General features: G+C 64.3%; 10 protein-coding genes. 9 read left to right on the top strand and 1 reads right to left on the bottom strand.

Features of this window, described 5'->3' with window-relative positions; all coding sequences use genetic code 11:
• Positions 1–1731: 1731 nt before the first annotated feature.
• The 5 genes from speA to RIdsm_RS21495 all read left to right on the top strand — a co-directional run bounded on the left by speA (position 1732) and on the right by RIdsm_RS21495 (position 7819).
• On the top strand, positions 1732–3633 hold the full coding sequence (gene speA, locus RIdsm_RS21515) for a biosynthetic arginine decarboxylase (RefSeq protein WP_057818260.1): 1902 nt from the start codon (positions 1732–1734) through the stop codon (positions 3631–3633).
• Positions 3634–3644: 11 nt separating this feature from the next.
• A complete protein-coding gene (locus tag RIdsm_RS21510) occupies positions 3645–4853 on the top strand; it encodes a saccharopine dehydrogenase family protein (RefSeq protein ID WP_057818262.1) in 1209 nt (402 codons plus the stop codon).
• A 211-nt stretch (positions 4854–5064) separates the two neighbouring features.
• Complete coding sequence (gene nspC / locus RIdsm_RS21505) at positions 5065–6234, top strand: carboxynorspermidine decarboxylase (protein ID WP_057818264.1); 1170 nt, start codon at positions 5065–5067, stop codon at positions 6232–6234.
• The gene (gene speB, locus RIdsm_RS21500; RefSeq protein ID WP_057818266.1) at positions 6231–7073 is read left to right on the top strand and encodes an agmatinase; all 843 of its coding nucleotides are present in this window, start codon (positions 6231–6233) and stop codon (positions 7071–7073) included. Before nspC ends, speB begins: the two co-directional genes overlap by 4 nt.
• The gene (locus RIdsm_RS21495; protein ID WP_151175232.1) at positions 7022–7819 is read left to right on the top strand and encodes a hypothetical protein; all 798 of its coding nucleotides are present in this window, start codon (positions 7022–7024) and stop codon (positions 7817–7819) included. The genes speB and RIdsm_RS21495 overlap by 52 nt, the downstream gene beginning before the upstream one ends.
• Before the next feature lie 10 nt (positions 7820–7829).
• On the opposite strand, the gene RIdsm_RS21490 is transcribed toward RIdsm_RS21495, so the two are convergent.
• Positions 7830–8642: a helix-turn-helix domain-containing protein gene (locus tag RIdsm_RS21490; protein WP_057818270.1), complete on the bottom strand. Its 813-nt coding sequence runs from the start codon at positions 8640–8642 to the stop codon at positions 7830–7832.
• A gap of 141 nt (positions 8643–8783) precedes the next feature.
• On the opposite strand from RIdsm_RS21490, the gene RIdsm_RS21485 reads away from it, so the two are divergent.
• The 4 genes from RIdsm_RS21485 (at position 8784) to RIdsm_RS21470 (ending at position 14405) form a co-directional block, all read left to right on the top strand.
• Positions 8784–10799, top strand: a complete 2016-nt coding sequence (locus RIdsm_RS21485; RefSeq protein WP_057818271.1) for a CocE/NonD family hydrolase — start codon at positions 8784–8786, stop codon at positions 10797–10799.
• 113 nt (positions 10800–10912) lie between these two features.
• Positions 10913–12463 (top strand): ABC transporter substrate-binding protein, encoded by a 1551-nt coding sequence (locus RIdsm_RS21480; protein ID WP_057818273.1) that lies wholly within the window; start codon positions 10913–10915, stop codon positions 12461–12463.
• A 60-nt stretch (positions 12464–12523) separates the two neighbouring features.
• Complete coding sequence (locus tag RIdsm_RS21475) at positions 12524–13468, top strand: ABC transporter permease (protein ID WP_057818275.1); 945 nt, start codon at positions 12524–12526, stop codon at positions 13466–13468.
• Positions 13449–14405, top strand: coding sequence for an ABC transporter permease (locus RIdsm_RS21470; protein ID WP_236553357.1), 957 nt, complete (start codon positions 13449–13451; stop codon positions 14403–14405). The genes RIdsm_RS21475 and RIdsm_RS21470 overlap by 20 nt, the downstream gene beginning before the upstream one ends.
• Position 14406: the final 1 nt, after the last annotated feature.

The following is a 14406-nucleotide window of genomic DNA, read 5'->3' as shown; positions in this document are numbered from 1 at the left end:
CACGGCAAGGGCTCCTACGGGACGTCGGGCAAGGGGTCGGCCTGCGAGAAGGCGAGTTCGACCAAGTCGTACCATAACGGCGGGGTCGAAGGGCATTCGCTGCACGAGTGGTATGACACGCACCTGAAGGGCCACTTCGACAAGCACGACCGGGACGACAGACACGACCGGGACGACAAGCATGACCGGCATGACAAGCACGACCGGCATGACCACCGCGGGAGCAAGGGCTCGGGTGGCACGAAGGGCTCGGGTGGCACCAAGGGCCACGGCGGAAGCAAGGGGTCCGGCGGCACCAAGGGCCATGGCGGAAGCAAGGGCTCGGGTGGCACCAAAGGCTGGGGTGGCTCGAAAGGGCACGGCGGCTCGAAAGGCTCCTGCGGGACGAAAGGGTCCGGTGGGACGAAGGGTTATGGCGGGACCAAGGGGTCTGGCGGGACGAAGGGTTCCGGTGGGACCAAGGGTTCTGGCGGGACCAAAGGGTCCGGCGGGACCAAGGGTTCTGGTGGAACCAAGGGCTCTGGTGGAACCAAGGGGTCCGGTGGCACCAAAGGGTCCGGCGGAACCAAGGGGTCCGGTGGGACCAAGGGGTCCGGTGGAACCAAAGGCTCCGGTGGAACCAAAGGCTCCGGTGGGACCAAGGGGTCCGGTGGAACCAAGGGCTCTGGCGGGACCAAAGGCTCCGGTGGGACCAAGGGGTCCGGTGGAACCAAGGGGTCCGGTGGAACCAAAGGCTCTGGCGGGACCAAGGGTTCCGGCGGGACCAAAGGGTCTGGTGGAACCAAGGGCACCGGTGGCACCAAGGGATCTGGCGGGACCAAGGGTTCTGGTGGGACCAAAGGCTCCGGTGGAACCAAGGGATTCGGTGGAACCAAAGGCTCTGGTGGAACCAAGGGGTCCGGTGGGACCAAAGGGTCCGGCGGAACCAAGGGGTCCGGTGGAACCAAAGGCTCCGGTGGGACCAAAGGCTCTGGTGGGACCAAGGGTTCCGGTGGGACCAAGGGGTCCGGTGGGACCAAGGGTTCTGGTGGAACCAAGGGGTCCGGTGGGACCAAGGGTTCTGGTGGAACCAAGGGTTCTGGTGGAACCAAGGGGTCCGGTGGAACCAAAGGCTCTGGCGGGACCAAGGGGTCCGGTGGGACCAAGGGTTCTGGTGGGACCAAGGGCTCCGGTGGGACCAAGGGCTCTGGTGGAACTAAGGGGTCCGGTGGCACCAAAGGCTCTGGTGGAACCAAGGGGTCCGGTGGGACCAAGGGTTCTGGTGGGACCAAAGGCTCTGGCGGGACCAAAGGGTCCGGTGGAACTAAGGGGTCTGGTGGAACCAAAGGTTCTGGTGGCACCAAGGGCACCGGTGGGACCAAGGGGGACGATTGCGGCCCCGGGACGTCTCTGCCGCCCTACCAGCCGCATGACGACGATCTGCAGGAGCTGTCCGACGAGGATGTGCAGGGCCTGATGAACCAGGAGATGCCCGAGCACGGCAGTGGCGGCACCTATGGCCGGATGGAGATGGATGACGAGATGGATGACGTCATGATCTGATCCGCGGATCCATAGCTGAAAGACAATCGGCGGCGGCTGTGCCAGGGGCATGGCCGCCGCTGCTTTTTATTCCGCCGGTTTGGCGGAGAACGTGACTGGACGCTTGGAAAGGCTAGCTGTTATCCCTATAAGCCGGGCGACGCTGGGCACTATGCCCTGACCCCGCCGATAGCAGGAAAGGCCGCTTTCATGGATCAGTCGCGTCCCCTTCCCGAGGATATTTATGGTGTCGAGAGGTGGAGCCGGGGGCTGATCACCGTGACGCCCGAGGGCGAGATCGCGCTATGCGATCCGGCGCATCCCGAGGCGGCGCCGATTCCGTTGCCCGGTATTCTGCATGATCTCGACGAGCGGGGGATTGCCGCGCCGCTTCTGTTGCGGGTGAGCTCGTTTCTCGAGGCCGAGATCAAGCATCTCAACCAGAGCTTTGCCGATGCCATCGCGAGGATGAATTACAAGGCGCCCTATCGGGGTGTCTTTCCGATCAAGGTGAACCAGCAGGCGCAGGTCATCGACAGGATCGTCGAGTTCGGCAAGCCCTATCAGTATGGGTTGGAGGCCGGGTCGAAACCGGAGCTGGTGATCGCGCTGGCGCATCGGTTGTCGAAAGAGGCGCTGATCGTCTGCAACGGGGTGAAGGATGCCGAGTTCGTGCGGCTGGCGATCCTGTCGCGGCGGTTGGGGTTCAACACGGTGATCGTGCTGGAAAGCCCGAAGGAGGCCGAGACGGTCATCGAGGTGAGCCGGGAGCTTGGGGAAGACCCGCTGCTGGGGGTCAGGGTGAAGCTGACCCAGAAGATCGGCGGCAAGTGGCAGGAAAGCTCGGGCGACCGGTCGGCGTTCGGGATGAATTCGGACCAGTTGTTGCGGGTCGTGGACCGGCTGCGCGACGAGGGGCTGCTGCATTGCCTGAAGCTGCAGCATTCGCATCTGGGCAGCCAGGTGCCGGACGTGATCGACGTGCGCCGGGCGGTGGCCGAGGCGTGCCGGTATTTCGTGGCGTTGACCGCCGAGGGGGCGCCGCTGTCGCATCTCGACCTGGGTGGCGGTCTTGGCGTCGATTACACCGGCGAGAAGAAGGCCAGCGAGAATTCGATCAACTACACGGTCGAGGAATACTGCCACAACATCGTCGAGACCGTGACCTATGCGATGGACGAGGCGGGGCTGGAGCATCCGGTTCTGGTGACGGAAAGCGGGCGGGCCTTGGTGGCGACGTCGTCGATGCTGATCTTCGAGGCGATGGAGAGCACGGTGTACGATGCGCCCGACACGCCGGAGCCGGAGGAGGAGGATCACCACCTCGTCTCGGACCTTGCGGCGGTGGCAGGCTACCTGGGCCCGCAGCGGGTGCAGGAATGCTGGAACGATGCGATTTATTACCGCGACGAGCTGCGGGCGCTGTTCCGGCGGGGTGTCGTGGACCTGCGGCAGATGGCACGGGGCGAGCGGATTTACCTGTCGCTGATGTCGCGGATCAAGGGGATCGTGGCGGCGCAGGGGGATGAGAGCGACCTGAGCGAGGACCTGCACAAGATCGCGGATGTGTATCACTGCAACTTCTCGCTGTTCCAATCGTTGCCCGATGTGTGGGCCATCGACCAGCTGCACCCGATCGTGCCCTTGCAGATGCATGACCAGGCGCCCGACCGGCGGGCGGTGCTTTCGGACATCACCTGTGACAGCGATGGCAAGATCGACCGGTTCATCCTGGGCGACGGGATTGCGCCCTCGCTGCCGGTGCATTCGCTGCCCGAGGACAAGCCCTATTACTTCGGCGTGTTCTTCGTGGGCGCCTACCAGGAGACGCTGGGCGATCTGCACAACCTCTTCGGCGATACCAACGTGGTGACGATCGACCTGCGCCCCGATGGCGGGTTCGACCTTCTGCACGAGCAGGAGGGCGACACGATTGCCGAGGTGATGGCCGCGGTGGAGTTCGACCCGAACGATTGCGTGGCCGCCTTCCGCAAGATGGTGGACGAGGCGACATCGGCCGGGACGGTCAAGACGAGCGAACGCAAGCTGTTGATGGATGCCTATCGCGACTCGATCAACGGCTATACCTATTACGAGAGACATTCAGGCTGAGGAGAAGACCCATGAGCAAGACGCTAGTTGTGGGCGCCGGCGGCGTCAGCCATGCCGCGGTGCACAAGATGGCGATGAACAGCGATATCTTCACGGATATCACGCTGGCCAGCCGGACCAAGTCGAAATGCGACGATATCGCCAAGAGCGTGAAGGAGCGGGTGGGGGTCGAGATCAAGACCGCCGCGCTGGACGCGATGGACGTGGCGGCGACGGTGAAGCTCATCAAGGAGACGGGCGCGGAGCTTCTGGTGAACCTTGCGCTGCCCTATCAGGACCTCAAACTGATGGATGCCTGCCTCGAGGCCGGGTGCCATTACCTCGACACCGCCAACTACGAGCCGGAGGACGAGGCGAAGTTCGAATACAAGTGGCAGTGGGCCTACCAGGACAAGTTCAAGGAGGCCGGTCTGGTGGCGATCCTTGGCTCGGGGTTCGACCCGGGGGTGACGAGTGTGTTTGCCACGTGGCTGAAGAAACACAAGCTCAAGTCGATCCGGCAGATCGACGTGCTGGATGCCAATGGCGGCTCGAACGACCAGGCGTTCGCCACCAACTTCAATCCCGAGATCAACCTGCGCGAGGTGTTGCAGGAGGCCAAGCACTGGGAAGCCGGCGAGTGGAAGTTCACGCCGGCGATGACGCACAAGGTGGAGTTCGATTTCCCCGGCATCGGGCCGAAGAACATGTACCTGATGTATCATGAGGAGCTGGAGAGCCTGTCCAAGCACTTCCCCGAGATCGAGCGGGCGCGGTTCTGGATGACCTTCGGCGATGCCTACATCATGCATGCCAAGGTGCTGGAGAACGTGGGCATGACCCGGATCGACCCGGTGATGCATAACGGGGTCGAGATCATCCCGATCCAGTTTTTGAAGACGTTGCTGCCCGATCCGGGCGATCTGGGTGAGCAGACCAAGGGCAAGGCCTGTATCGGTGACATCGCGACGGGCGAGTCGCAGGAAGGCGGCGAGAAGACCTATTACATCTACAATATCTGCGACCACGAGGAATGTTACCGCGAGGTCGGATCACAGGCGGTGAGCTATACCACCGGCGTTCCGGCGATGATCGGGGCGGCGCAGGTGCTGAAGGGCAACTGGGTCGAGCCGGGGGTGTGGAACATGGAGCAGCTCGACCCCGATGACTTCATGGACATGCTGAACGAGCACGGGCTGCCGTGGCAGGTGCATGAGCTTGGCGGGCCGGTGGAGTTCTGAAGGCGAACGTAAAAAAGCGCGCTGCGCGGATTCAAGGCCGCAGGCCGCCGCGCATCGCCGGGCCGCCCCCCGGCACGGCGATTTGGTGAGGTAGGCGCGACGTCGTGAGCTTGGATGTGCTTGGCGGGCATGAAGTGGCAGCCACTGTCGTCGGTTCGCCGCACCGCGGCCCGTCGATGCGCGGCTCCGCACTTGAAAACGGGAGGGCGACATGCCTGACATGATGCAGACACAGGCCGGGGAAGCCGGGGCGTTTCTTGACTTCGACCTGAACCGCGTGCCGAGCCCCTGTTTCGTGGTTGACGCGGCGGCGGTGGAAAGGAACCTGTCGGTTCTGGCCGAGGTGTCGGAGCGGTCGGGCGCGCATGTGCTGTCGGCCTTGAAGGCGTTCTCGATGTTCGCGCTGGCGCCGTTGGTGCGGCAGTATCTGGGCGGCACCTGTGCCAGCGGGATCTACGAGGCGCGGCTGGGGCGGGAGGAATATGGCGGCGAGGTTGCCACGTTCTGTGCCGGGTACAAGGACAGCGAGATCGACGAGATCATCGCGCTGTCGGATCACGTGATCTTCAACAGCCCGGCGCAGAAGGCGCGGTTCCTGGAGAAATGCCAGGCCGCCGGGCGGCAGGTGGGCCTGCGGATCAACCCCGAGCATTCCGAGGGTGAGGTCGAGAAATACGACCCCTGCGCGCCCTGTTCGCGGCTGGGAACGCCGGTGAGCCAGTTGAATGCCGAGGCGCTGGAGGGCGTCGACGGGCTGCATATGCATACTCTGTGCGAGCAGGGGGTCGAGCCCTTGCTGCGCACGTGGGAGGCGGTGGAGCCGCGGTTGCAGCCGTGGCTTAACGGTCTGAAATGGCTGAATTTCGGTGGCGGGCACCATATCTCGCGCGAGGATTATGACCGGGATACCTTGGTCGATTTCATCAAGTATATCCGCGAGACTTACGGGGTGGACGTCTACCTTGAACCGGGCGAGGCGGTGGCGCTGGATGCCGGGATACTGGTGGGCGAGGTGCTGGACCTGCCGGTGAACGGGATGCCGCTGGCGATCACCGATATTTCGGCGACGTGTCATATGCCCGACGTGATCGAGGCGCCCTACCGGCCCGCGCTGATGGGGGAGGTCGAGGACGGGCAGACCTACCGGTTGGGCGGGCCGTCCTGCCTCGCCGGTGATGTGATCGGGGAGTATACGTGGGCGCATCCGCTGAAGGTAGGCGACCGGTTCGCGTTTCTGGATCAGGCGCATTACTCGATGGTCAAGACCAACACGTTCAACGGCGTGCCGCTGCCGGCGATTGCGTTGTGGGACAGCCGGACGGACGAGCTGCGGATGATCCGCGAGTTCGGCTACGAGGATTTCAGGGGGCGGTTGTCATGAGCGTGTTTCTCGACAGCGAGTTGACCGAGGCGGAGCGAGGAGAGGATGCGCGGTTTCGCGTGATCCCGGTGCCTTTGGAGCGGACGGTGTCTTATGGGGCTGGAACTGCCGGGGGGCCGGCGGCGATTGTCGAGGCGTCGAACGAGTTGGAGCGGTTGGTTGGGTCTGCGGAGCCTTGCGCGGACGGGATCTTTACCGAGGAGCCGGTGGATTGCGAGGGACCGTTGCCGGAGGTGATGGAGCGGCTGGCGGCACGTACGGAAGCGGCGGTGAAAGCGGGCCGGGTGCCGGTGACGCTGGGGGGCGAGCATTCGCTGAGCTATGGCGCGGTGAGTGGCGTGGCAAGGGCGCTGGGCCAGCCGGTGGGGCTGGTGCAGATCGACGCGCACGCGGATTTGCGGATCGCGTACCAGGGGGAGGAGCATTCCCACGCCTCGGTGATGCATCTGTTGGCCGAGGACGGGGTCAGGCTCGCGCAGTTCGGCGTGCGGGCGCTGTGCCAGCAGGAGGTGGACAGCCGGGCGCGGAACGGGGTGTTCTTCGTCGATGCCGAGGAATTGGTGACGGGGAATGTGCACGAGGTCGACCTGCCGGAGGATTTTCCGGAGCTTGTGTATGTGAGCTTCGACGTGGACGGGCTCGACCCGTCGCTGATGCCCGCGACGGGCACGCCGGTGCCGGGGGGGCTGGGTTATTACCAGGCGCTGCACCTGGTGGAGCACGCCCTGAAGGGGCGGAGGTGCGTGGGGTTCGACGTGGTGGAACTGGCGCCGGACGGGAACACGGCGTGGGATTTCACCACGGCGCAGATCGTTTATCGGCTGATGGCGGCCTGTTAGGGCGCGGGCTCATGGTCAGTCGGCGGGTCTTGGCGCTGGTGATGATGACGGGCGCTGGCGTCGGGCCAGCCGTGGCGGATGACCTTTCGTCTTACGACACGGTCATGATTTGCAAGGGGGACACGCTGTTCGCGGTTCCGGCGCATCCCGGGCTTTTCGTCGAGGAGCAGTACGTCTCCACGCGGGAAGAAGACCGTGAAAACCCACGGCGGTTTTTCTGGGAGAAGGGCGACCCGCCGCTTCGGGATACAGGTTTCACCATCAATGAGTTTGCGGAAGCGTCCGCACCATCCACTTTCGACCTTCCGCTCGGCAGGGCTTCCGATTACGTGATTGAACAACTCATTGTCGGTGGTGATTTCACGGGCGACGTGGACGACTGGACGGAAGAGTCACAGCCAAGCGGACGCCCCGGCTTGCGAGAGTTGCCCGGGCACCGGGATGATCGACGCTTCGCCTACCTTCTGGAGGAGCAAAAGGTGTTCGCGTATCCCGTCAAGATCCACTGCACCAAGGGGCTGCCCGCCTACAGCAAGGACAGCGAGACGCATTATTGCGTGATGCGTGGCGTCCTGTCGGACAGGTCGCATTTTCGCGTACTTTACAACACCGGGCGGGACCTGCCCGGGCACTGGCCGAATGTCGACCAGCCGACCTCCGACTGGGAGGCGCCGATTGCGGAGCTGGAGGAGGCGCTGGGCAATATCATCGTGGCGCATGGACCTGAGAACCGGGTGTGCGATTGATGGCGGTATGTCAGGGCGCCTCGATTTCCAGCACGAAATCACCGGGGTCGATGGTGTTGACGATGGCGCTGGCGATGTCGTCGCGCAGGACGCCGGTGGAGGGGTCGTAGAGGCCTGTCTGGCGGAGGGCCTGTTTGACGTCGATGTTGCGGCCGAGGAATTCCAGCGCGACGCGGGAGGCGCCGGGTTTGCGGCCGCGGCGGGTGGGCCCGCCGGTCTGGATGCCATAGAGACAGTCGAGCCGGTGCTGGTAGCTGGGATAGAGCGTCATCTGGGTGATCGAGTTCACCTCGAGGCTTTCGTATTCCATGATGTAGACGCGGTCGGCGAGGAAGAAGACGAGCCCCTCGTACTTGTTGAGCCCGGTGGTGCGGCCGGTGGTCTGGTCGCGCAGGATTTCGATGTTCTTCCAGTAATAGCGCCCCTCGGCGCGGTAGATGGTGGCCAGCGTGCGGAAGACCATGCCCTTGTTGCCGAAGGAATAGAAGTAGCGGTAGTAGAAGCCCACGTATTTCTGCAGGTCCTGCGAGTGCTGGTAGAGGGTTTGCAGGTGCGAGAGCGGGCGTTCCAGCTCGGTCCGTTCGACGGGGCGGCGGCGCAGGGTGATCATCTGCTCGAACTGCGCGTGTTCCACCAGGATTTCGGATTCGGTGACGCCGAAATAATCGCAGATGCGCCGCATGTTGTGCCGCGAGGGCCGAGATTGCCCATTGAGGTAGCGGTTGAATTGTTGCCGGTTCACATTGAGCCGGCGGCATACCTCGGCAATGGAGCGTTGGTAGCTGCACAGGAGGTTGAGATTGGCGCTGAAGTCGGTAGCCATGTCTCTATCGCATACTGAAGTGGGAAACGTGTCAAGTCACGAAGCCCCGCGAAATTGGAATACGGTCCGATGTCGAAGAGGCTCGGGCCGGAAAAAGGGCCGGCCAGGGCCGGTATATGCGCGCGACAGGGAGTGCCAGAGATGAAGAACGAATACCCGCAAGAGATCGAGGTTATCCCCCATACGATCATCCCGATGCCCGATGGCTGCAAGCTGGCGGCGCGGATCTGGCGGCCCAAGACGGCGGTGGATCAGCCGGTTCCGGTGATCCTCGAATACCTGCCCTATCGCAAGAACGACGGGACGGCCGAGCGGGATGCCACGATGCAGCCGCACCTGGCGGCGCATGGCTACGTGGTGGTGCGGCTCGACCTGCGCGGGGCGGGGGATTCGGAAGGGCTGATGGTGGACGAGTACACCGAGCAGGAGCTCCAGGACGGGTGCGACGCGATCGCGTGGCTGGCCGAGCAGCCGTGGTGCGACGGCAATGTCGGCATGATCGGGATTTCCTGGGGCGGGTTCAACGGGTTGCAGATTGCCGCTTTGCAGCCGCCGGCGCTGAAGGCGATCATCACGCTGTGTTCGACCGATGACCGCTATGCCGACGACATTCACTACATGGGCGGCTGCATGCTGACCGAGCAGCTGGGCTGGGCGTCGATCATGTTCGGGCTGAACACCCTGCCGCCGGACCCGGCGAACGTCGGCGAGAGCTGGCGCGAGATGTGGCGCGAGCGGCTGCGGGGCAGCGGGCTGTGGCTGAAGACGTGGCTGGAGCATCAGCGGCGGGACGATTACTGGAAGCACGGCTCGATCTGCGAGGACTGGTCGAAGGTGCAGATCCCGGTTTACGGGGTCTCGGGCTGGGCCGATGGCTATTGCCGGTCGGTCTATCGGCTGGTCGAGAACTTGCCGGGGCCGAGCAAGGGCTTGGTGGGGCCCTGGGCGCACCGGTATCCGCATATCGGGCAGCCCGGGCCGGCGATGGATTTCCTGAGCGAAGAGCTGCGCTGGTGGGATCACTGGCTGAAGGGGCAGGAGACCGGCATCATGGAGGAACCGCAGGTGCGGCACTACATGCAGGACAGCGTGCCGCCCTCGGGCTGGTACAAGGATCGGCCGGGCCGCTGGGTGGCGGAGCCATCCTGGCCTTCGCCGAATATCGAGCGGACGCCGTTTCACCTTGGTGCCGACGGGTCGCTTTCGACGGAGGTACCGGGGGCGCAAGGCAAGCTGGAGCATCATTCGCCGCTTTGGGTCGGCATGGGGTCGGGCATCTGGTGTGCCTATTCCACGCCCGGCGATGCGCCGATCGACCAGCGGCGCGAGGATTCCGGCAGCCTGTGTTTTGACTCCGCGCCGTTGGAGGAGCCGCTGGAGTTCGCGGGCGATGCCAACGTGGTGTTGCAGGTGTCGGTCGACCGACCGGTTGCCACGCTGGGCGCGCGGATCTGTGACGTGGCGCCTGATGGCGCGTCGACACGGGTTTCGTTCGGGGTGTTCAACCTGACGCATCGCGACAGCCACGAGACGCCCGAGATGCTGGAGCCGGGCAAGGTGTACGAGATCACCATTCCGATGAAGCATGTGGCGCAGAATTTCCCTGTGGGCCACAGGCTGCGGCTGGCGCTGTCGACCAGCTATTTCCCGATGATCTGGACCGCGCCCGAGGCGGTGACGATGACGGTGCATACCGAGGGCAGTTATCTCGAGCTGCCGCTGCGCACGCCCTCGGCGCAGGACGAGGCGCTGGCGGAGTTTGCGCCGGCGCAGCTTCCGCCGCCGCATCCGGTCGAGCAGCTGGAGCCGGGGGAGGTGTACCACCGCATTGTCGAGGACGCGGGCACCGGCAAGGTCGAGATGCAGATCGCGAATGGCGGCGGCCGGGTGCGCTATGTCGATAACGACCTGATCGTGGGCGAGCAGGGCTACGAGCGGTATTCGGTGATCGGCGACGACCCGGAGACGACGACGGGCGAGACGGAATGGTATTTCGATCTGTCGCGCGGCGACTGGAACGTGCGGACCGAGACGAAGACCAAGCTGACCTGCTGTTCCAAGGATTTCCGGATCTCGGCCCGGATGCGCGCGTGGGAGGGCGACGAGCTGATCGAGGACCTGACCTGGGAGGAGACGATTCCGCGGGATTTCCAGTAGCTTCACCAAGCGAAGCTTTGACTGCGTCACTTCGCGAAGTGGTGCGAAATGGATTGCGTCACCGCCCTGTGGCTAGACTTGCCGCAACAAAAGACCTTACCAGGGAGAACTCAATGACCAAACCGACACTTTCGCGCCGGGGCTTCCTTGCCTCGACGGCCGCCATTGGCGCGGCGACGATGACGACCGGCTGGCCCACCATGGGCCGGGCGGAGATGGGCAAGGTGCTGCGCGTGCGCATCGACGGCGACAACAACGTGCTCGACCCGGGCTTCATGGTCGGCGGCAGCGAGGTGGAAGCGCAGAAGCAGTGCCTTCCGTTCCTGGCCGAGTATGTGCAGGACGGCGACACGTTCACCTGGCGGCCGACCTATTACGTGACCAAGCTTGAGCAGAGCGAGCCCACGCGGATCGATTTCGAGCTGGCCGAGGGGCTGCAATGGTCGAACGGGTACGGCACGCTGAAGGCGTCGGACGTCAAGTTCTCGTATGAGCGGATGAAGGACAGCGACTGGGCCGGGTATTTCGATGCCATGGACCATGTCGAAGTGACCGGCGACCTGACCGGGACGATCGTGCTGAACAAGCCGTTCGCGCCGTTCTTCATGGTGACGCTGTGCCACGGCCCGGGGGCGATTGTCTGTGAACAGGCGGTCAAGGATGCGGGTGGCAAGTTCACCATCGATTTCCCGGCGGTCTGTGGCCCGTACACCTATAGCGCGACCCCCGGTCAGCGGGTGGTGTTCGAGCTGAACCCCGAATGGACCGGCCCGGCGCCGGGCTTCGAGCGGGTCGAGGCGCATGTCATCACCGAGGTGAAGGCGTCGGAGCTGGCGTTCGACGCGGGCGAGATGGACTGTACCGAGCTGAGCCCGGATACGCTGGCGCGGTATGCCAAGAACATGCCCGAGAATGCCGGCATCACCACGGCGGGCGAGCTTCAGTACCTGTGGATGGGCATGAACACCGAGCATCCCAAGCTGCAGGACCTCAAGGTGCGTCAGGCGATCCAGCACGCGGTCGATGTCGAGTCGATCCTGCAGGGGGCCTATTCGGGCACCTCGACCAAGTCGAACGGCATTGTCTGCCCGGGTCTTCTGGGCCAGCGGCCGAATACCAACTACAGCTATGACCCGGCCAAGGCGAAGGCGCTTCTGGACGAGGCGGGCGTTTCGGGGCTGGAGCTGACGCTGCGGACGCTGAACCAGCAGGAGCGGATGCTGACCGCGCAGATCATCCAGGCGAACCTGGCGGCCGTGGGCATCACCGTAAAGGTGCTTCCGGTCGACAGCGGCCCGTTCTGGGAAATGGGCATGGAGAGCAAGGGCGACACCTGGCAGGAGCTGGAGCTGTGGCTGATGCGCTATGCGACCACGCCCGACCCCTACGAGTCGACCCAGTGGTTCGTTTCGAGCCAGGTCGGCATCTGGAACTGGGAGCGGTGGACGGACGAGGAGTTCGACCGGCTGTACGAGGAAGGCATCGCCGAGACCGATACGGCCAAGCGCGAGGAAATCTACCTTCGCATGCAGGAGATCATGGAGAACACGGGCGCCTATGTCTGGATCAACCATGAGCCAGAATCCTATCTTCACAGTGCGGATATCAAGATCAACACCGCGCCGTCGGGCGAGCTGAACTACCGCCGGTTCGAGCAGATGTAATGTCGAGGGCCCCGTGCAGCCCGGTGCGGCGCGGGGCCAGCTCGGCTGGGGGATTTTCCCGTGCTTTTCTATCTCATCAAACGGCTCGGCCTGTCCGCGCTGGTGATCGTGCTGGTCGTGCTGGTGCTGTTTTCGCTGCTGCACCTGATCCCGGGCGATCCGGCGACCATTGCGCTTGGCCCGCGGGCGACGCCCGAGGCCATCGCGCGTTATGCCGCGAAGATGCACCTGGACGAGCCGGTGTGGCGGCAGTTCCTGATCTACGTGGGCAACGCGGTGACCGGCGACCTTGGGGTCGACGTGTTTTCCGACCGGAACGTGACCGCCGTGGTGGGCGACCGGATCGGGTTCACGCTGGCGCTGATCTGTGCCTCGATGGGCTGGGCGGTGCTGCTGGGGCTGCCGCTGGGCTGCCTTGCGGCGGTGAGACCCAATAGCTGGCTGGACCGGATCACCGGGGTGATGTCGGTGGGCACGATTGCGGTGCCGTCCTTTCTTGTGTCGATCTGGGCGTTGCTGATTTTCGCGGTGGAGCTGCGCTGGCTTCCGGCCATCGGCGCGGGCGAGCCCGGCGATGCGATGGACCAGCTGAGCCACCTGATCCTGCCGGCCTTCGCCGTGGGGCTGAGCTGGGTGGGGTATCTTGCCCGGATGGTGCGGGCCTCGATGCTGGAGGTGATGGCGGAGCCTTACATCCGCTCGGCGAAGGCGTTCGGCCTGCGCCCCCGCCGGATCGTTTACGGCTATGCGCTGCGCGTGGCGATCCTGCCGACGATCACGCTGATCGGGATGGGGTTCGGCGGGCTGATCTCGGCCACGGTCTTTGCCGAGATCATCTTTTCCCGGCCCGGTATCGGCAAGCTGATCTACGACGCCGTCATGGCGCGCAACTTTCCCGTCGTGCAGGGCGCGGTGCTGGTGGCCACGGCCATGTATATCGCCATCGTCCTGATGTCCGACCTCCTTATTGCCTGGTTTGATCCCCGTGTCCGCGAATCCCTCTGAGCCCCCCTCCGACAAGGATGTCGGCGAGCCGACGCTCGACAGTTCCGGCCTGCCCGAGCATGCCTCGGCAGACGAGATGCGGGAATCCGCGTCGCGCGAGCGGCGCGAGAAGCTGAAGATGTTCCTGACCAACTGGCAGGGGGTCATCGGGCTGGTGCTGGTGGTGATGTTCTTTGCCAGCGCGATCTTCGCGCCTTTCTTTGCCACGCATGACCCCAACGCCTTGGATATTCCCGCAAGGCTGTCCTACCCGACGCTGGATCACTTCGCGGGGACCGATCAGCTGGGCCGCGATACCTATTCGCGCATCCTTTACGGGGGCCGGGTGGCGCTGAAGGTGGCGGCGATCGGCGTGTCGATCTCGCTGGTGGTGGGGCTGATTTTGGGCATGATCGCGGGGTATGGGCCGCGGTGGCTGGATAACTTCCTGTTGCTGATGTTCGACACGGTGCGGGCGTTTCCGACGATCGTTCTGGCGCTGGCCACGGTGGCGCTGACGGGGCCGAGCCTGGCGATCGTGCTGACCATCGTGATCGTGACGTCGATTCCGCAATATGCCCGCGTGGCAAGGACGGCGACGATGACGCTACGCAATACCGATTTCATCATGGCGGAGCGGTCGCTCGGCGCCTCGACGGGGCGGATCCTGATGCATCACATCATGCCGAACGTGGTTGGGCCGCTGCTGATTTTGGCGGCGATGGACGTGCCGGTGGTGGTGACGGTGGAGGCGGGGCTGAGCTTTATCGGGCTGGGCGTGCTGCCGCCCACGGCGAGCTGGGGGACGATCCTGAACGAAGGGTATCTCGTGATCCGCGACACGCCGTGGATGGTGGTGGCGGGGGGCATTCCGCTGATCCTGACGACGCTGGGTTTCACCTTCCTGGGCGAGGCGCTGCGCGACGTCTTCGACCCCCGCATGGGCAAAGGACGCTGAA

It is taken from the genome of Roseovarius indicus (assembly GCF_008728195.1).
GTDB lineage: Bacteria > Pseudomonadota > Alphaproteobacteria > Rhodobacterales > Rhodobacteraceae > Roseovarius > Roseovarius indicus.
The sequence above is the reverse complement of the archived record's forward strand: the minus strand, read 5'-3'. Positions and strand labels throughout refer to the sequence as shown.

Coding starts and splice junctions, on each gene's coding strand:
- RIdsm_RS21485 (WP_057818271.1), top strand. CDS start 8,784: ATGAAGAACGAATACCCGCAAGAGATCGAGGTTATCCCCCATACGATC.
- speB (WP_057818266.1), top strand. CDS start 6,231: ATGAGCGTGTTTCTCGACAGCGAGTTGACCGAGGCGGAGCGAGGAGAG.
- speA (WP_057818260.1), top strand. CDS start 1,732: ATGGATCAGTCGCGTCCCCTTCCCGAGGATATTTATGGTGTCGAGAGG.
- RIdsm_RS21510 (WP_057818262.1), top strand. CDS start 3,645: ATGAGCAAGACGCTAGTTGTGGGCGCCGGCGGCGTCAGCCATGCCGCG.
- RIdsm_RS21490 (WP_057818270.1), bottom strand. CDS start 8,642: ATGGCTACCGACTTCAGCGCCAATCTCAACCTCCTGTGCAGCTACCAA.
- nspC (WP_057818264.1), top strand. CDS start 5,065: ATGCCTGACATGATGCAGACACAGGCCGGGGAAGCCGGGGCGTTTCTT.
- RIdsm_RS21480 (WP_057818273.1), top strand. CDS start 10,913: ATGACCAAACCGACACTTTCGCGCCGGGGCTTCCTTGCCTCGACGGCC.